The organism is Ruegeria sp. BE9, from assembly GCF_056538765.1.
Genome location: NZ_JBQFTS010000001.1, coordinates 1,121,433 through 1,137,739 on the forward strand (window position 1 = coordinate 1,121,433; position 16,307 = coordinate 1,137,739).

Annotated in this window: 18 protein-coding genes; 12 read left to right on the forward strand and 6 right to left on the reverse strand. The window is 55.2% G+C overall.

Going from position 1 to position 16,307, the window contains the following annotated elements; translation table 11 throughout:
• Window positions 1-79: 79 nt before the first annotated feature.
• On the forward strand, window positions 80-505 hold the full coding sequence (locus ACR0EO_RS05420) for a MerR family transcriptional regulator (protein WP_480687748.1): 426 nt from the start codon (window positions 80-82) through the stop codon (window positions 503-505).
• Here the strand turns inward: ACR0EO_RS05420 and ACR0EO_RS05425 are convergent, their stop codons facing one another.
• Entirely contained in the window at window positions 506-925 is a 420-nt protein-coding gene (locus ACR0EO_RS05425) for an HIT family protein (RefSeq protein WP_480687750.1), read from the reverse strand. It abuts the gene before it with no gap.
• A gap of 290 nt (window positions 926-1,215) precedes the next feature.
• Here ACR0EO_RS05425 and ctaD point away from each other — a divergent pair, with 290 nt between their 5' ends.
• The 4 genes from ctaD to ACR0EO_RS05445 all read left to right on the forward strand — a co-directional run bounded on the left by ctaD (window position 1,216) and on the right by ACR0EO_RS05445 (window position 5,301).
• On the forward strand, window positions 1,216-2,874 hold the full coding sequence (ctaD, locus tag ACR0EO_RS05430; RefSeq protein ID WP_480687752.1) for a cytochrome c oxidase subunit I: 1,659 nt from the start codon (window positions 1,216-1,218) through the stop codon (window positions 2,872-2,874).
• 165 nt (window positions 2,875-3,039) lie between these two features.
• The gene (locus tag ACR0EO_RS05435; RefSeq protein WP_480687754.1) at window positions 3,040-4,068 is read left to right on the forward strand and encodes a bestrophin family protein; all 1,029 of its coding nucleotides are present in this window, start codon (window positions 3,040-3,042) and stop codon (window positions 4,066-4,068) included.
• 100 nt (window positions 4,069-4,168) lie between these two features.
• Window positions 4,169-4,768: a DsbA family protein gene (locus ACR0EO_RS05440; RefSeq protein ID WP_480687756.1), complete on the forward strand. Its 600-nt coding sequence runs from the start codon at window positions 4,169-4,171 to the stop codon at window positions 4,766-4,768.
• Window positions 4,769-4,809: 41 nt separating this feature from the next.
• Window positions 4,810-5,301, forward strand: coding sequence for a DUF2244 domain-containing protein (locus ACR0EO_RS05445; RefSeq protein WP_480687758.1), 492 nt, complete (start codon window positions 4,810-4,812; stop codon window positions 5,299-5,301).
• 25 nt (window positions 5,302-5,326) lie between these two features.
• Here ACR0EO_RS05445 and ACR0EO_RS05450 read toward each other — a convergent pair whose 3' ends face one another.
• Window positions 5,327-5,809, reverse strand: coding sequence for a GatB/YqeY domain-containing protein (locus tag ACR0EO_RS05450; protein ID WP_480687760.1), 483 nt, complete (start codon window positions 5,807-5,809; stop codon window positions 5,327-5,329).
• Window positions 5,810-5,992: 183 nt separating this feature from the next.
• Here ACR0EO_RS05450 and carA point away from each other — a divergent pair, with 183 nt between their 5' ends.
• Window positions 5,993-7,159 (forward strand): glutamine-hydrolyzing carbamoyl-phosphate synthase small subunit, encoded by a 1,167-nt coding sequence (carA, locus tag ACR0EO_RS05455; protein WP_480687762.1) that lies wholly within the window; start codon window positions 5,993-5,995, stop codon window positions 7,157-7,159.
• 82 nt (window positions 7,160-7,241) lie between these two features.
• A complete protein-coding gene (locus ACR0EO_RS05460) occupies window positions 7,242-9,116 on the forward strand; it encodes a glycosyltransferase (protein ID WP_480687763.1) in 1,875 nt (624 codons plus the stop codon).
• A gap of 3 nt (window positions 9,117-9,119) precedes the next feature.
• On the opposite strand, the gene ACR0EO_RS05465 is transcribed toward ACR0EO_RS05460, so the two are convergent.
• Window positions 9,120-9,767: a GntR family transcriptional regulator gene (locus tag ACR0EO_RS05465; RefSeq protein ID WP_480687765.1), complete on the reverse strand. Its 648-nt coding sequence runs from the start codon at window positions 9,765-9,767 to the stop codon at window positions 9,120-9,122.
• 100 nt (window positions 9,768-9,867) lie between these two features.
• Here ACR0EO_RS05465 and ACR0EO_RS05470 point away from each other — a divergent pair, with 100 nt between their 5' ends.
• The 3 genes from ACR0EO_RS05470 (at window position 9,868) to ACR0EO_RS05480 (ending at window position 12,121) form a co-directional block, all read left to right on the forward strand.
• Complete coding sequence (locus tag ACR0EO_RS05470) at window positions 9,868-10,512, forward strand: pyrimidine 5'-nucleotidase (protein ID WP_480687767.1); 645 nt, start codon at window positions 9,868-9,870, stop codon at window positions 10,510-10,512.
• 87 nt (window positions 10,513-10,599) lie between these two features.
• Window positions 10,600-10,848 carry a hypothetical protein gene (locus tag ACR0EO_RS05475; protein ID WP_480687769.1) on the forward strand — a complete coding sequence of 83 codons (249 nt, stop codon included), beginning with the start codon at window positions 10,600-10,602 and terminating at the stop codon, window positions 10,846-10,848.
• A 76-nt stretch (window positions 10,849-10,924) separates the two neighbouring features.
• Entirely contained in the window at window positions 10,925-12,121 is a 1,197-nt protein-coding gene (locus ACR0EO_RS05480) for a UbiH/UbiF family hydroxylase (protein WP_480687771.1), read from the forward strand.
• A 12-nt stretch (window positions 12,122-12,133) separates the two neighbouring features.
• Here ACR0EO_RS05480 and ACR0EO_RS05485 read toward each other — a convergent pair whose 3' ends face one another.
• A complete protein-coding gene (locus ACR0EO_RS05485) occupies window positions 12,134-13,261 on the reverse strand; it encodes an aminotransferase class V-fold PLP-dependent enzyme (protein WP_480688237.1) in 1,128 nt (375 codons plus the stop codon).
• A 233-nt stretch (window positions 13,262-13,494) separates the two neighbouring features.
• Between ACR0EO_RS05485 and ACR0EO_RS05490 the strand changes: the two genes are divergently transcribed.
• Window positions 13,495-14,196 carry a GntR family transcriptional regulator gene (locus ACR0EO_RS05490; protein WP_480687773.1) on the forward strand — a complete coding sequence of 234 codons (702 nt, stop codon included), beginning with the start codon at window positions 13,495-13,497 and terminating at the stop codon, window positions 14,194-14,196.
• 7 nt (window positions 14,197-14,203) lie between these two features.
• Here the strand turns inward: ACR0EO_RS05490 and ACR0EO_RS05495 are convergent, their stop codons facing one another.
• Both ACR0EO_RS05495 and ACR0EO_RS05500 read right to left on the reverse strand, forming a co-directional pair.
• Entirely contained in the window at window positions 14,204-14,662 is a 459-nt protein-coding gene (locus ACR0EO_RS05495; protein ID WP_480687775.1) for an Lrp/AsnC family transcriptional regulator, read from the reverse strand.
• Window positions 14,659-15,114 carry an Lrp/AsnC family transcriptional regulator gene (locus tag ACR0EO_RS05500; protein ID WP_480687777.1) on the reverse strand — a complete coding sequence of 152 codons (456 nt, stop codon included), beginning with the start codon at window positions 15,112-15,114 and terminating at the stop codon, window positions 14,659-14,661. Before ACR0EO_RS05500 ends, ACR0EO_RS05495 begins: the two co-directional genes overlap by 4 nt.
• A 29-nt stretch (window positions 15,115-15,143) precedes the next feature.
• Between ACR0EO_RS05500 and ilvC the strand changes: the two genes are divergently transcribed.
• Window positions 15,144-16,268, forward strand: a complete 1,125-nt coding sequence (gene ilvC / locus ACR0EO_RS05505; RefSeq protein ID WP_480688239.1) for a ketol-acid reductoisomerase — start codon at window positions 15,144-15,146, stop codon at window positions 16,266-16,268.
• Window positions 16,269-16,307: the final 39 nt, after the last annotated feature.

Consider the following 16,307-nt stretch of genomic DNA (forward strand, 5'->3'; position numbering starts at 1 on the left):
GCGCCCCTGATCCTTGTTTTGGCTGCACACCCTATGTAATTCCTCTAGTCACTAGAGGTTCAAGAGGGATAATTCTAAAATGTATTCGATCGGTGAACTCTCCCGAAGAACGGGCGTCAAAGTTCCTACAATTCGGTTTTATGAAGGCAAGGGCTTGCTGCCCGAACCTACCCGCACCTCTGGGAATCAACGCAGGTATGATGAAGCAGCGTTGAAACGCCTGCAGTTTATTCGCCACGGTCGGGATCTAGGTCTGCCACTGGGCGACGTAGAAGCACTTTTGTCATTGGAGGGCGCGCACGGCTCTGATCTGAACCGCGCGCACGAGATCGCCGAGAAACAGCTGTTCGATGTGCGAGAACGTATCACCGCGTTGCGCAGACTAGAGGCTGAACTGGACCGTATCACTGCTACCTGCGACGGTGAGCACGACCACGTTTGCGCCGTGCTTCACGCTTTTGGCGACCACAGCGCATGTCTGGGGCCGCATGAAGCAAAGAAGTAGTTAAGCCAAAACTTCTTTGATCTTTTCTGCATGTTGGGCGATCAGATCAAAGTCCCCCATTTTGCCAGGTGCACGCAGGGCAACGTCTTCATGACGCGGTAATATATGGAAATGCAGGTGAAACACCTCTTGCCCGCCCGCTGCTTCATTGAACTGCTGAACGGTTACTCCGTCTGCATCAAACGCTTTGACGACTGCATTAGCGAGCTTTTGCACTGTTGAGGTCACCGCGGCCAGTTGTTCAGGCGAAGCATCCAGCAGGTTGCGGCAAGGTGTTTTAGGAATTACCAGCAGATGCCCGTCCGAGCGCGGCATGATATCCATAAAAGCCAATGTATCCTCATCCTCGTACACGCGAGTCGAGGGAATCTCTTCTCGTAGAATCTTGGCAAAGATGTTGTCGGGGTCGTAGGAAGTCATCTCAGGTCTCCGAGTTTCGGTGTTGAACTTAGTTCTGCTGCGCAGCGAAGAAACGGTCAAGCTAGGAAAATGCTTGTACCTCCTACCCCTTGAATCCTTGCAGGGAATACCCAGATCGACGGGGTCTGGAGGTCAAAATTCGCGGGTTACCCTCCTACCCGCGACAATTAATCTTGATCCAGATCAAACTCGACCATTGAAGGTCGCCCACTCGCAATCTAAAAACACAGGCAATCCCGCGCGTTGGAGAGGTCCGACAGCGCGGCGCAGTTGCAACAGGAGGCACCTAAATGGCAGACGCAGCCATTCATGGTCACGACCATGAAGACCAGCGCAGCTTTTTTCAGCGCTGGTTTATGTCGACCAACCACAAGGATATCGGGATTCTATACCTGATCGTATCGGCACTGGCCGGTCTGATCTCGGTTCTGATGACCGTCTACATGCGGCTCGAGCTGATGCACCCCGGTGTTCAGTATATGTGCCTGGAAGGCTTCATGGCCGACCCATGTACCCCCAACGGACACCTTTGGAACGTTATGATCACCTATCACGGTGTTCTGATGATGTTCTTCGTTGTCATCCCTGCCCTATTCGGCGGATTTGGCAACTATTTCATGCCGTTGCAGATCGGCGCGCCCGATATGGCGTTCCCGCGGATGAACAACCTGTCCTTCTGGCTATACGTCGCTGGCACCTCGCTGGGCGTGGCCTCGCTGCTGAGCCCCGGTGGTAACGACCAGCTCGGTTCGGGCGTGGGTTGGGTTCTGTACCCGCCGCTGTCGACGACCGAGGGCGGCATGTCTATGGACCTTGCGATCTTTGCCGTTCACGTATCGGGCGCCTCCTCGATTCTCGGCGCGATCAACATGATCACAACCTTCCTGAACATGCGCGCCCCGGGCATGACCCTGTTCAAGGTGCCGCTGTTCAGCTGGTCGATTTTCGTCACCTCGTGGCTGATTCTTCTGTCACTGCCAGTTCTGGCGGGCGCAATCACCATGCTGCTGATGGACCGCAACTTTGGCTTCACCTTCTTTGATCCGGCCGGTGGCGGTGACCCGATCCTGTATCAGCACATCCTGTGGTTCTTTGGCCACCCGGAAGTGTACATCGTGATCCTGCCCGGTTTCGGCATCATCAGCCACGTGATCGCGACCTTCGCGCGCAAGCCAATCTTCGGCTACCTGCCGATGGTCTGGGCGATCATTGCGATTGGTGTCCTGGGCTTTGTCGTGTGGGCGCACCACATGTACACCGTTGGTATGTCGCTGCGTCAGCAGGCTTACTTCATGCTGGCTACGATGGTCATCGCGGTTCCGACTGGTGTTAAGGTATTCTCGTGGATCGCAACCATGTGGGGCGGTTCTATCGAGTTCAAGACTCCGATGCTGTTCGCCTTCGGCTTCCTGTTCCTGTTCACCGTTGGTGGTGTAACCGGTGTGGTTCTGTCGCAGGCCGGTGTAGACCGTGCCTATCACGACACCTACTACGTGGTTGCTCACTTCCACTACGTGATGTCGCTGGGTGCAGTTTTTGCAATCTTTGCTGGTGTGTACTTCTACTTCAGCAAAATGACAGGCCGTCAGTACTCCGAGTTCTGGGGTAAGGTTCACTTCTGGCTGTTCTTCATTGGCGCCAACCTGACCTTCTTCCCGCAGCACTTCCTGGGCCGTCAGGGCATGCCGCGCCGCTACATCGACTACCCCGAGGCATTCGCCCAGTGGAACTTTGTATCGTCGATCGGTGCGTTCATCTCGTTCGCCTCGTTCCTGCTGTTCTTCGGCATCGTGATCTACGCCCTGCTGCGCGGCGCGAAAGAGACACGTCCGAACCCGTGGAACGAATACGCGGACACGTTGGAATGGACCCTGCCCACCCCGCCGCCCGAGCACACGTTCGAGCAGCTGCCAAAGCAGGAAGACTGGGACAAGGGCCACGCGCACTAACCCCCCCAGTTACAATCTGAAAAAGGCAAAGCCCCGCCCCTGTGCGGGGCTTTGTTGTTCATAAGGAAAAAGTCGCAGATTATGTGGGCATGGACAGGCCAAAGACCAAAGACATAGTATTCAGTTTTACAGTTTCATTATGTCCAGACATTCGAGCCGAAGAACATGATACTTCACGACGGCATTTCGATTAGGAAGCTACTCAAGGGATCAGCGGGTTTCATCTGCATTGTCCTCGCCTGGATTTTGGCTGTCCAAGTCGTGGATGAACTTACCCCAGTCGACCTGATATCGAACCCCAGCCCTCCTGTGGCGATGCTAGGTTTAGCGGTCGCATTCTTCCTTGGTTTCAAGAACACGTCGACCTATGGGCGCTGGATCGAGGCCCGAATGGTTTGGGGTGATATTGCGAACGCAAGCAGGGATTGGAGCAATACGATTGGAACACTTGTCCAACCCGACGGGTCGCCAATTGACCCAACCATTCGTTCAGAACTCATCGAACGGCACATAGCGTGGATAAATCTTTTAGCCTTCCAACTCAGACAACCTGCAAAACATGGCAGGTCGCGCAGTCCCTGGATGTTTGGACATTCACCTGTTCCAAGCAGTCAAGATTTGCACCAGAAACCGGAAAGCTGGGAAACCCATCAGTTGGACGAAGATTTGCCACGCTTGAATGGAAAGACCAACCCGGCCGCTTTCCTCATTAATCTTCAGGCCCAACGCCTGTCGGAAATGGCGCAACAGGGGCTGATCTCTCCTTATTGGCACGTGTCGCTCATGGACCGGCTGGCCCGTTTTACACAAGCGCAAGGTCAGTGCGAGCGGATCAAGAACACGCCTTTCCCACGACAAGTCGCAGAAATCGGTCGCCTCTTCAGCTGGATATTTATCTTCATGCTGCCGCTGGCCTTTAATGACGAACGATCAATCATGGTGGGAACCGATGCGTCGTTGATCAAAACCGTTTTTGTCGACTGGCTGACATATGCGCCAGTGGGAGCATTGGTTTGCTGGATTTTCTTTGTCACCGAACGTGTCAGCGCTTCCATGGAAGATCCATTTGAAGGCGACGCAACCGATGTTCCGATCTCAACCCTCTGTCGAACAATAGAAACCGATATGCGACAACTCAGCGATCTCGGCACCCCACCCGAACCCTTAAAGCCAATCAAAAACGCTTTGCTCTGAGGCAATACCAAGCGACCGAAACGTTCTATTTCAGGCAAAGATCGAAAATCTGAGTAATTTAGTATATGGTATGACTGTAACTCTGAGATCGGAGTGTCAGATGCCTGAATTTGATTTTTGGTATTCCATCGGCAGCACTTACAGCTTTTTGACTGTCATGCGACTGGACGAATGGTGCGAGGAAAACGGCGCATCGGTAAAGTGGAGGCCGTTCAACGTGCGCAGCGTGATGTCGTCGCAAAAGAACATTCCCTTTGCGGATAAGCCAATTAAGTCTGCCTATATGTGGCGCGACATCGAACGACGGGCTGCCAAGTACAACATTCACGCAAAGTTGCCTGCGCCCTACCCGATCAGTGATTTGGTTTTGGCAAATCAAGTCGCCCTTTTGGGCATGGGGGACGGTTGGGGCAAGAACTTCACTTCGGCGCTGTATCGCATTTGGTTCGAAGACAACATTGAAGCTGGTAGCGAAAACGCAATCACCGAAGCGCTGTTCAGATGCCAGCAAGATCCACGCCTGGTTTTAGCGCGTGCGCGCAGCCCAGATACAGCGGCAGCTCTGGAAGTTGAAACCGAACGCGCCGTAAGCCTCGGAGTGTTTGGCGCCCCCAGTTTTGTTGTCCATGGAGAAGTATTCTGGGGGGACGATCGTCTGGACGACGCTTTGTCTTGGGCTCGTGTGGGGCACGTTGTGTAATCAGCCTTCGACACATCAAAACGATGCGCTAATTTCGGAAAATGCCATACCAATGGAATCAGAACTCACCTAGTGAACAAGAGTTACGGCTTTGGCCGCATAACTCACTGCCGCCGCGTTGGGCGATGCGAGTTGTATTTTCGGTGTTTCTATTTGGGCTGATCCCTTTGATGGCGGTGCTCGGCTCCGCACTACTTTGGGGGCTATTACCCTTTTTGCTGATTACCGTTGGCGGGCTGTGGCTGGCAATCCAGGCCAACTACCGCGCGCGCAGTATCTCTGAAGTTCTGACTCTCTCAGGAACCGAGGCTCATTTGGTTCATGAGCATCCGCGTTATGGTCGTCAGGAATGGAGCTGTAATCGCTATTGGGCCCGCCCTGAGATCCATAAACACGGTGGCCCTGTTCCAAACTACGTTACGCTTACTGGTGAGGGGCGCGAAGTCGAGATCGGCGCCTTCCTCTCAGAAGACGAGCGTGTAGCGTTATACGAGGATCTCAAACAAAAACTGCGCGAACCAGTCGCGCAGTAAATTGTTTTGAATGTTGAGGGCCGCCTCAGCAGCCGTTTGTGGCGGCACAGAGATGATCTTTGACCATCGGGCCAACCTTACCGAAATCCATCTGACCGGTGTAGCGAGTCTTCAGCTCTCCCATAACCTTGCCCATATCTCGGATCGAACCAGCGCCGGTGGCGGTGATTGCCGTTTGAATGGCTTTGGCTACTTCGTCTTCATCCAACTGCTTGGGCAGGAATTCTTCGATAACCTCAACTTCGCGCAGTTCGCGCTCAGCCAAGTCCAGACGCCCGCCTTCTTCGTAGGCACGCGCGCTTTCCTTGCGCTGCTTGGTCATTTTACCAAGGATTTCAAGAACCTCGGCATCACCGCAGCCCTTGGCCTCTTCGTTATCAGAGGCACGCGAAGCAATGTCGCGGTCCTTGATTGCGGCGTTGATAAGCCGCAGCGTCGACAAACGCTCGGCATCCTTGTCTTTCATTGCTTGCTTCAGGGCAGAGTTCACCCTTGATCGCATATCCATATGATCTGTCCATCCCCATGGAAAAGGAACCCCGACCATATCGAAACAAAAAGCGCGACACAACAGGGGGCGAATATCGTTAACTCATTGATTTTCAACAATAGCCCAAAATTTGAACAGACTTGACCCAGCGCCACAACCCCCTTAGTTATGCGCCGATTTACCCAGCAGGAGAGTCGCCCGATGGCCCAGAACGCCCCGTCCAAGCCCACCGCATGTCTGGCATTGGCCGACGGAACACTGTTCTACGGAATGGGCTTCGGCGCCACCGGCCAGACTGTGGCCGAGCTGTGCTTTAACACCGCCATGACCGGATACCAGGAGATCATGACTGACCCCTCGTATGCTGGTCAGATTGTCACCTTCACCTTCCCCCATATCGGGAATGTCGGCGTGAACCCCGAAGATGACGAAACCGGTGATCCTGTAGCGGCAGGTATGGTCGTTAAATGGGACCCGACCGAGCCGTCCAACTGGCGCTCAGCCGAAGAGCTAAAAGCGTGGTTGGCCCGCCGTGGCCGCATCGCCATCGGTGGCGTTGATACCCGCCGCCTGACACGCGCCATTCGCCAGCAAGGTGCCCCGCACGTGGCGCTGGCACATGACCCTGAGGGCAACTTCGACATCGAAGCTCTGGTTGCAGCAGCGCGCGGTTTCGCTGGCTTGGAAGGCATGGACCTGGCCAAAGAAGTTACCTGTGCACAAAGCTATCGCTGGGATGAAATGCGTTGGGCCTGGCCGGAGGGCTACACCCGCCAAGAAGCCCCCGCCCATAAGGTTGTCGCCCTCGATTTCGGAGCGAAACGCAACATTCTGCGCTGCCTCGCGTCGGCTGGTTGCGATGTCACCGTCCTGCCGGCCACCGCGACTGCTGCCGAAGTTCTGGCTCATAACCCAGATGGCGTTTTCCTGTCGAATGGACCTGGCGACCCAGCCGCCACCGGCGAATACGCCGTGCCGATGATCAAAGAGGTACTGGACACAACCGACCTTCCTGTCTTTGGCATTTGTCTAGGCCATCAGATGCTGGCTTTGGCTCTGGGCGGTAACACGGTTAAGATGAATCACGGTCACCACGGAGCCAACCACCCGGTCAAGGATCTGGAAACCGGCAAGGTTGAGATCACATCGATGAACCACGGCTTTGCCGTAGACGCGCAGTCTCTTCCCGATGGCGTTGTAGAAACTCACAGATCGCTCTTTGACGGTTCGAACTGTGGTATTCGCATGACCAACCGTCCGGTCTATTCGGTTCAATACCACCCCGAAGCCTCTCCGGGTCCTCAGGACAGCTTCTACCTGTTTGAACGCTTTGCAGAGGCAATGGCTGGCAAAAAAGAACAAGCATAACCACTTGTTCGAACAGCATTAACCCGCTGTTAACCTTAATTGAGCAACCCTGATACGTCTAATCGCGTCAGGGTTGTTTTTTATGGTCGAGCTTAACCTGCAGCAATTCGCGCGTACCGCGCCGATCCATGTGCAGAGGCAAAAGCCATTGGGGGCCTGCCTGATAGATCAAGGCCTTATTACCCGCGCTCAGTTGGATGAGGCGCTGTTTCTACAGTCTTGGCAAAAGGCACCATTAGGTGAAATCCTGGTCGCAGAGAGCTGGATCGACCGTAAGGATGTGCTGGCGGCTTTGTCCGAACAATCCGGGCTTCAGATTGCCGATCTAGACAGCACTCCACCCCTCCCCGAAATCTGTACCATCAAACCCGTAGAGTTCTGGCTAGAACACAACGTTATCCCGTGGATGCGCACAGGCCCGATTCTTATGATTGCGACTGCAAGGCCGGACCTGTTTCGCGAAGTACACTCTGCGCTTGAGGATGTCGGCTATACGATCGTCCCTGTCCTCTCCTCTGCAGATCAAATTGATCGCGCCATCGCCCGCGTTTACTCACGCACCCTTGCGGAGGCAGCAGAAACCCGTGTCGACATAGGCCAGAGCTGTCGCTCTTGGACGTTTCGTTCTCGCGTGGGTCCAACCGTCGCCCTTACCGCTCTGGTCGCAGCATTCGCTGCGTTGCCCAAAGCGGGATTAACTGTTCTCGTCAGCTTTGCAGTGATCACCTTGGTCTTGTTTATGACACTGCGTCTGGTCGGAATGGTTGCCCATCTTTGGCCCAACAAAAAATCCGGTCAAAATTCACAAGCATTAAACGCACCAATCTCCCTGCCTTGCGTGTCCATCATGGTGCCGCTCTACAAAGAAAGGGAAATCGCAGATGCCTTAATTAGACGGCTAAAACGTCTTACCTACCCCAAAGCACTACTAGACGTCATTCTGGTTCTTGAAGAGGCTGACGATGTTACGCGAGACACTGTAGCCAATGTGGATTTGCCTAGCTGGATCAGAACTGTGGAAGTCCCCGAATTAAACGGGCTGACAACCAAACCCCGTGCCATGAACTATGCCCTCGACTTTTGCCGAGGCGAAATATTGGGAGTTTGGGATGCCGAGGACGCGCCACAGCCCGATCAGATTGAGCGGGTTGTCCGCCACTTTGCACAAGCCGAGAAAGAGGTCGTATGCCTGCAAGGGGTTCTGGACTACTACAACCCAAGAACCAACTGGCGTTCACGCTGTTTTACCATCGAATACAACAGCTGGTTCCGCGTCATCCTACAGGGAATCGCGCGCCTGAGGTTAGTTGTGCCACTGGGCGGCACGACCTTCTTTTTTCGCCGGGACAAGCTGCTGGAACTGGGGGGATGGGACGCGCACAACGTCACAGAAGACGCCGATCTCGGTGTCAGGCTCAGCCGAGCGGGCTATCGCACCGAAATGGTCGATACCACGACTTTCGAAGAAGCGAATTTCCGTGCATGGCCTTGGGTTCGGCAGCGATCCCGCTGGCTAAAGGGTTTCATGGTCACTTATTTGGTGAATATGAGGGCGCCCAGACGCCTCTGCAAAGACCTTGGGTTGCTACGATTTTGGGGGGTTCAGGCCTTCTTCCTTGGTACGATCGGACAATTCCTACTGGCCCCGGTTTTATGGCTGTTTTGGTTATCAACCCTGAACCTGCCTAGTGTATTGGACACTTTAATTCCAAGCGGAACGATGAGCGGGCTGATTGTCCTGTTCCTCGCCGCGGAACTCACCAACGCCTGCGCAGGATTTCTAGCTGTCTCAGCACGCGAGCGGCGGTTCCTATTGCCGTGGGTTCTAACAATGCCCCTGTATTTTCCACTGGGCGTTCTCGCTTGCTACAAGGCCCTATGGGAACTGGTAATCAACCCGTTCTTCTGGGACAAAACCCAGCACGGTCAGGCCTGTGAGGAGGCCTCACCGACTTAACTATCAGTTTTCGCGCCGAACGGCGTCTTGCTTCAGCCGTGTCATGAACGCCACCGAAATATGTTCTTTTAGGGCGCGCTGAGCGGCTTCTTCGTCGCGAGCAGCTATCGCTTCGACAATCCCTTTGTGCTCACTTTGTGCAATCTCGCCCCGACCATGTACCGCCAACGACGTGGTAGCCATCAAGGCCATAGTCCGATGCACTAGGTCCAGTTGCTGCACAAGATACCGATTGTGCGAGGCCAGGTGGATCTGCTCATGGAAACGCCTGTTGGCACGTGACAAGGCAGCCGGGTCCCCCACCAGCGCGTCATCTGCGGCAACCATATCTTGAAGAACTTTGATCTCTTCTTCAGTTGCGTGCTTCGCAGCGAGCTTAGCTGCCAGACCTTCCAATTCACGTCGAACAACGTACAGCTCAGCCATCTGGTTGTGATCCAGAGAAGCTACGATAAGCGAGCGCCCATCCCTCTCTAGCAGCGATTGGGTTTCCAGACGCTGCAACGCTTCGCGGATCGGGGTGCGGGACACACCGAAGCGCTCGGCAAGCTCGCTTTCGACCAGACGATCGCCGGGCTTGTATACTCCCACGTCAATCGCTTCAAGAATAAGACTATAGGCGTCTTTGTTGGACTGTTTGGATTGGGGCATTGGGTGTTTTGTCTCCTCGTTCGGACATGTCTATCCGTCACTGGCCACCGCAATCAAGTGTAGCATTGAAAACCAGGTCGCTGCGCCCTAAACCAAAGTCATGGTCAAACCTTCTTTTAATCACGTCACACAATGGGTGTTCGACCTCGATAACACCCTATACCCGCCGCGTATGCGCCTGTTCGATCAGATCGAGGTGCTGATGACGGATTATGTGGTACAGGCTATCGGCGTCGACCGGGCCGAAGCGGACCGGCTGCGTTCGCACTATTGGCGCGAATACGGCACCACACTGGCCGGCCTAATGGCCGAGCATGATTTGGACCCGGATCCTTATCTGCACGCAGTTCATCAGGTGGACATGAGTCATATGGATCCTGATGCAGAACTCGCTGACCACATACGATCCTTGCCCGGGCGTCGCATTGTCTACACCAACGGCAGCGCACCCTATGCCGAGCGCGTACTTGAGGCGCGTGGTCTCAGCGGTCTGTTCGATGCGATCTATGGCGTTGAACACGCGGGCTACAAACCAAAGCCCGAAAAAGCTGCGTTCGAGGCGATCTTCGCGCAGGACAGAATTGATACCACCAAAGCCGCGATGTTCGAGGATGACCCTCGCAATTTGGCTGCACCGCACGAGATGGGAATGCGCACAGTGCACGTCGCCCCTGAGCCGCACGAAGCGGACCATATTCACCATCACACTGACGATTTGACCGCGTTTCTGGCCCGTCTGCGATAGGCTGTCACACTGCGACGATCTGCACATTTTGCAGGTGCAGCATCGCTCCTATATGCGCCTCAGCGACGAACAGAACTGGAGACCCCCATGACCGCGATCGAGATGCCTCGGCGTCTGCCCATTTGGCAGCGCTTGTTGTTTGCAATCCCTGTTTTCGGCTGGCTGGCCAAGGATGCAGCCAACGGCGAGGCTGAGGATTGGTACTACACAGCCGCGGCAATTTTCAGCATGTGGGGGTGCTCGGCCCTGCTGTTTGGCCTGCCAGGCCTTTACATCCCGGCCGTCATGATGGTGCCGATGATGTTCATCCTCCTCATCCTGATCTCACGCGGCTGATACACGGGACAGGATGTCACTTGGCACCCGCCTTGCAACCGAACTAGGTTCTGACCAAGACTCGGAGACCAAGGCCATGACTGATAGCTGTGACATCCTCATTTCCGGCGGAGGAATCGCCGGCCTAACCGCTGCGGCGGCCTTTGGAACTGCCGGGTTCGACGTAATCTGCGTCGACCCTACCCCCCCTATAACCGAGCGAGATGTCGACGGATCTGACCTGCGGACCACGGCATTCTTGCAGCCGGCTCATGGGCTCTTGGAGCAGTGTGGGTTGTGGCGACGCTTGGATGAGTTTGCTGCCCCATTGCAAATCATGCGCATTGTGGATGCCGGTGGCGATGTACCTGAACCCCGCGTTGTGCGGGATTTCAACGCCGCTGACATTTCGGATCAACCCTTTGGCTGGAATCTACCCAACTGGCTGCTTCGGCGCGAGATGGTGGCCCGTCTTTCCGAATTACCAAACGTGGACTTTCGTCCAGGCACAGGCACCGTCAGCCTGTTCACCCGAACAGCCGAGGCTCGTGTCGGGCTGAGCGACGGTAGCCGTGTGAGGTGTAAGCTTGTGGTCGCCGCCGACGGGCGCAGTTCGCCCATGCGAGAGGCGTCGGGCATTAACGTCCACACCACGCGCTACGGACAGAAAGCGCTGGCTTTCGCTGTCACGCACCCAATCCCTCACGAGAACGTTTCAACTGAGATCCACCGTTCGGGCGGACCGTTCACTCTGGTTCCCTTACCCGACTGGCAAGGACAGCCATCTTCCGCGATCGTATGGATGGAGCGCGGACCCCGCGCTGTTGAACTTCTGAATACTGAACCTGAAGCCTTTGAAGCATTGATGACTGAACGATCCTGCGGTTTGTTTGGGCCGCTAAAGCTGGCCTCACGACGGACCATCTGGCCGATCATCAGTCAATCGGCAGAACGCCTGTCAGGTGAGCGGGTCGCGCTGATGGCCGAAGCAGCGCATGTTGTGCCTCCGATAGGAGCTCAGGGTTTGAACATGTCACTGGGTGATCTTCGCAGCCTGCTGGATCTTGCCCAGGCCAGGCCCGAAGCTCTGGGCGACGCGCAGATGTTGGATGCCTATCACAAGGCCCGCCATACTGAGATAGAGATGCGCGTCAAAGGGATCGATCTGTTGAACCGCGCCTCGATGATCGAAGTACGGCCTTTGCGCGATGCGCGGGCGATGGGGCTCAATGCGCTTTATTCGTTGCCGCCCGTACGGAAAACACTGATGCAGATGGGCCTCGGCGTGCGCTGAGGCCCTGCAGGCTTACAGAACCTGATCAAGCACGCGTTTCAGTCGTGCAATTGTGCCGTCCACATCATAAAGCTTGTCCAACCCAAACAGACCCAAGCGGAAAGTGCTGAAACCTTCCGGCTCATCACATTGTAGGGGCACACCGGCTGCGATCTGCATTCCCAACGCAGCGAACTTCTTACCGTTCTGAACTTCAGGGTCCGAGGTATAGCTGACCACGACTCCGGGCGCGCCAAAACCATCGGCAGCGACAGAGACAATTCCTTTGTCCTTTAGCATGGCACGTACACCGTCACCCAATGCCCACTGTGCGTCACGCAGTTTGTCAAACCCATATTCGCGGGTTTCGACCATCGTGTCGCGAAATGCCTTTAGCGCGTCAGTCGGCATGGTCGCGTGATAGGCGTGTCCGCCGCCCTCATAAGCCTGCATGATCTGGCACCACTTCTTAAGATCGACGGCAAAGCTATCTGAAGTCGTTTCTGCCAACCGCGCTTCTCCGCGCTCGGATAGCATAACCAGACCGGCGCAAGGGGACGCACTCCAACCTTTTTGGGGGGCCGAGATCAGAACATCCACACCTGTGGCTTTCATATCGATCCACGCACAACCAGACGCGATGCAATCCAGAACCATCAGGGCTCCGACCTCATGTGCGGCCTCTGCCATTGCAGTCACATAATCATCTGGCAGGATCAGGCCTGCCGATGTCTCGACATGCGGGGCGAATACAACATCCGGCCTCTGCTCTCGGATCGTGGCAACCACCTCTTCGATCGGAGCAGGAGCAAATGGAGATGGGCTTGTGTTACCAGTCTGCCGTGCCTTCATAACAGTGACCGAGGCGGTCAGATCGGCGGATTCAATAATTTGGCTCCAGCGATAGGAAAACCACCCGTTCCGAACAACCAGTACGTTAGCGTTCCGGGCAAACTGCCTTGCGACGGCCTCCATACCGTAAGTCCCGCCACCGGGGATGACCGCGACGCCCTCGGCTTGATAAACGTCGCGCAACATGTCCGAGATGTCCCGCATGACCTGCTGGAACTGCGTGGACATGTGGTTCAGGGACCGATCCGTAAATACAACTGAAAACTCCTCGAGCCCATTCGGGTCTACCGTCTCCAATAACGCCGGCATGATGTATCCTTTCCAAGTGTGTTCTGGATTTCTGTTTTCTTCCTCGGAATCGGTAACGACCATTTTCCTTGGCGCCAATTGACGCCACGGAATGCAATTTTCCAAGCTAAAATTAACCCTCGGATACATCAAATTGCCTACTACTTGACGCCAAAGAGAGTCACCACCCCTTTACACCATGACGTGTTTCTGAACAGATACATTCACTTTACAGAAGAAAGGTATTTTTCCTCGTGACTGCCCAAAAGCGTATCAGTTTCCAAGTTGTACGCGACGAAGTTAAAAGACGGATTGAAACTCGAATCTGGCCTCAAGGCTCATTGCTACCGACGGAAACGCAACTCGCCGAAGAGTTCAATTGTGCACGCGCAACCGTAAATCGCGCTCTGCGGGAACTTGCAGAGCAAGGATTTGTCGAACGAAAGCGCAAAAGTGGAACGCGGGTTAAGAAAGAACCCAGCAAACACGCGAAGCTTGAGTTCTCATTGACACGACAGACGGTCGAAAATCAGAACTCTACCTACAGGTACGCTCTTGTCGAGCGCAGCGTTGTCCCCAGCCCCGGATGGCTGGCCTCGCAGTTGAGCGTTTCACAAGACGCGCGCGTCCTACATATCATTTGCATGCATTATGCCGACAACCGCCCGTTCCAGCTGGAAGAGCGTTGGATCAACATCGACACAGTGCCCGAAGTCGAGCACGCCAATCTGAACGAGCACGGCCCACACGAGTGGCTGCTAAACGCTGCCCCGTTCACCGAGGCCGAAGTGGCGTTCTGTGCGATCTCTGCCGACGGCAGACTGGCAGAGTTCATGGGCACCACAGCTGGCACCTCGATGATTCAGCTTGAACGGACGACATGGAAAGACGGCAAACCAATGACATTTGCGCGAATGACGCATCACCCAGGATATTGCATTCGCACGACGTACTGATTTGCCTCTAACCAATCGGGCCGGGCAACCGCTCTTCGCTCAACAGCACGTTGGCCTCGACATCGCCTGCACCGGGCAAGGTCATGATGCGGCGGCGCAAGACACGCTCAAAGTCCGACAGGTCGCGTGCGACGACGCGGAGTCGATAATCGTAAAGGCCCAGAACGTGCTCGACTGTCTGTACTTCGGGTATGGCACTGACAGCGCGTTCAAAGTCTTCCAGGCTGATCTGCCCCTTACGGGCAAGTTTGACGCCTAGAAACACGGTCACGCCGAACCCGAGTGCTTCAGCGTTCAAGCGCAAGCGCCGCCCCTTGATGACCCCTGCCGTCTCTAAGCGGCGGATTCTTCGCCACGTGGCAGGCTGCGATAGGCCCAACTTGCGACCCAGCGCACCAGCGCTTTGAGCAGCGTCCAGCGCCAAGGCATGTAGGATCTTCCGGTCAATTTCGTCCAACTCAGTCATACCGGAAGCACCTCATCGCTTTTGACTCGAGCGATATGCATCAGAGCTTCGATGTCCGCGATATGCGGCAAGGTCAGAATACGATCGCGGTATAGTTGCTGGTAGTGCCCCATATCTCTGGCCAGCACAGAAAGGCGAACGTCAACCCGCCCCAGAAAAGTCTGCAACTCGATTACTTCGGGGACTTGTCGGGCCTCAGCAGTAAACTCGTCAAACGCACGAGGTTGGGTCTTGTCCAAGGTCACCCGTAGAGAAACCTCAACCGCATAACCAAGGGCCGCCCAGTCGATGACGGCTTCCTGCCCAAGGATTATGCCAGCTTCTTCCATTTTCTCGATACGACGCCAGCAGACGCTTGCACTGATACGACAGCGTTCAGCCAACTCAGCCGTAGAAAGGCTGGGTTCGGCTTGAAAATGGCGCAGGATTCGTCGGTCCACATCATCAAGCATGATTTTTTCACCAATTAGCGTTTTGACGAATAAATACTCGCCAAGTACACAAAAATTCAAGGCGAAAGCCATCGCCTTCCCAAAGTTCTCTCAGTAGAAACCTCGCAATCGAAACAGAAAGGACCAGCGACATGCGCGTCTATTACGATCGCGACTGCGACATCAACCTGATCAAAGACAAGAAAGTAGCGATCCTGGGCTATGGCTCGCAAGGTCACGCCCACGCACTAAACCTGCGTGACTCTGGCGCCAAGAACCTTGTCATCGCTCTGCGCGAAGGTTCCCCGTCGGCAAAGAAAGCCGAAGGCGAAGGTCTACAGGTCATGGGCATCGCCGAGGCAGCTGCATGGTGCGACGTCATCATGTTCACCATGCCCGACGAACTGCAGGCTGAGACCTACAAGAAATACGTGCATGACAACATCAAGCCGGGCTCGGCCATTGCGTTCGCCCACGGCCTGAACGTCCACTTTGGCCTGATCGAGCCGAAAGAAGGCGTCGACGTCATCATGATGGCACCCAAAGGCCCCGGCCACACCGTTCGTGGCGAATACGTCAAAGGCGGCGGCGTACCTTGCCTGGTAGCCGTACACAACGACGCAACCGGCAAAGCGCTGGAAATCGGTCTGTCCTACTGCTCAGCCATCGGTGGCGGTCGTTCGGGCATTATCGAAACCAACTTCCGTGAAGAATGCGAAACCGACCTGTTCGGCGAACAAGCTGTTCTTTGCGGCGGCTTGGTTGAACTGATCCGTTGCGGTTTCGAAACTCTGGTCGAAGCTGGCTACGCGCCTGAGATGGCATATTTCGAGTGTCTGCACGAAGTGAAGCTGATCGTAGACCTGATCTACGAAGGCGGCATCGCAAACATGGACTACTCGATCTCGAACACCGCCGAGTACGGCCAGTATGTCACCGGTCCGCGTATCCTGAAATACGACGAAACCAAAGCGCGTATGAAAGCTGTTCTGGACGATATCCAGCAGGGTAAATTCGTTCGCGACTTCATGCTGGAAAACGCCGTTGGTCAGCCGACCATCAAAGCGTCCCGTCGTGCCAACGACGAGCACATGATCGAGGAAACCGGCGCAAAACTGCGTGCGATGATGCCTTGGATCTCGGCCGGCAAAATGGTCGACAAAGAAAAGAACTAAGCCTGATTATCGTCAGCCAAAGGGCGGTCCTTGTGACCG

Excerpts from the sequence above, each read along its gene's own strand:
- ctaD (WP_480687752.1), top strand. The coding sequence starts at position 1,216 with ATGGCAGACGCAGCCATTCATGGTCACGACCATGAAGACCAGCGCAGC.
- ACR0EO_RS05500 (WP_480687777.1), bottom strand. The coding sequence starts at position 15,114 with ATGCTTGATGATGTGGACCGACGAATCCTGCGCCATTTTCAAGCCGAA.
- ACR0EO_RS05420 (WP_480687748.1), top strand. The coding sequence starts at position 80 with ATGTATTCGATCGGTGAACTCTCCCGAAGAACGGGCGTCAAAGTTCCT.
- ACR0EO_RS05445 (WP_480687758.1), top strand. The coding sequence starts at position 4,810 with ATGCCATACCAATGGAATCAGAACTCACCTAGTGAACAAGAGTTACGG.
- ACR0EO_RS05440 (WP_480687756.1), top strand. The coding sequence starts at position 4,169 with ATGCCTGAATTTGATTTTTGGTATTCCATCGGCAGCACTTACAGCTTT.
- ACR0EO_RS05450 (WP_480687760.1), bottom strand. The coding sequence starts at position 5,809 with ATGGATATGCGATCAAGGGTGAACTCTGCCCTGAAGCAAGCAATGAAA.
- ACR0EO_RS05465 (WP_480687765.1), bottom strand. The coding sequence starts at position 9,767 with ATGCCCCAATCCAAACAGTCCAACAAAGACGCCTATAGTCTTATTCTT.
- ACR0EO_RS05475 (WP_480687769.1), top strand. The coding sequence starts at position 10,600 with ATGACCGCGATCGAGATGCCTCGGCGTCTGCCCATTTGGCAGCGCTTG.
- ACR0EO_RS05485 (WP_480688237.1), bottom strand. The coding sequence starts at position 13,261 with ATGCCGGCGTTATTGGAGACGGTAGACCCGAATGGGCTCGAGGAGTTT.
- ACR0EO_RS05470 (WP_480687767.1), top strand. The coding sequence starts at position 9,868 with ATGGTCAAACCTTCTTTTAATCACGTCACACAATGGGTGTTCGACCTC.
- ACR0EO_RS05435 (WP_480687754.1), top strand. The coding sequence starts at position 3,040 with ATGATACTTCACGACGGCATTTCGATTAGGAAGCTACTCAAGGGATCA.
- ACR0EO_RS05480 (WP_480687771.1), top strand. The coding sequence starts at position 10,925 with ATGACTGATAGCTGTGACATCCTCATTTCCGGCGGAGGAATCGCCGGC.
- ACR0EO_RS05460 (WP_480687763.1), top strand. The coding sequence starts at position 7,242 with ATGGTCGAGCTTAACCTGCAGCAATTCGCGCGTACCGCGCCGATCCAT.
- ACR0EO_RS05425 (WP_480687750.1), bottom strand. The coding sequence starts at position 925 with ATGACTTCCTACGACCCCGACAACATCTTTGCCAAGATTCTACGAGAA.
- ACR0EO_RS05495 (WP_480687775.1), bottom strand. The coding sequence starts at position 14,662 with ATGACTGAGTTGGACGAAATTGACCGGAAGATCCTACATGCCTTGGCG.
- carA (WP_480687762.1), top strand. The coding sequence starts at position 5,993 with ATGGCCCAGAACGCCCCGTCCAAGCCCACCGCATGTCTGGCATTGGCC.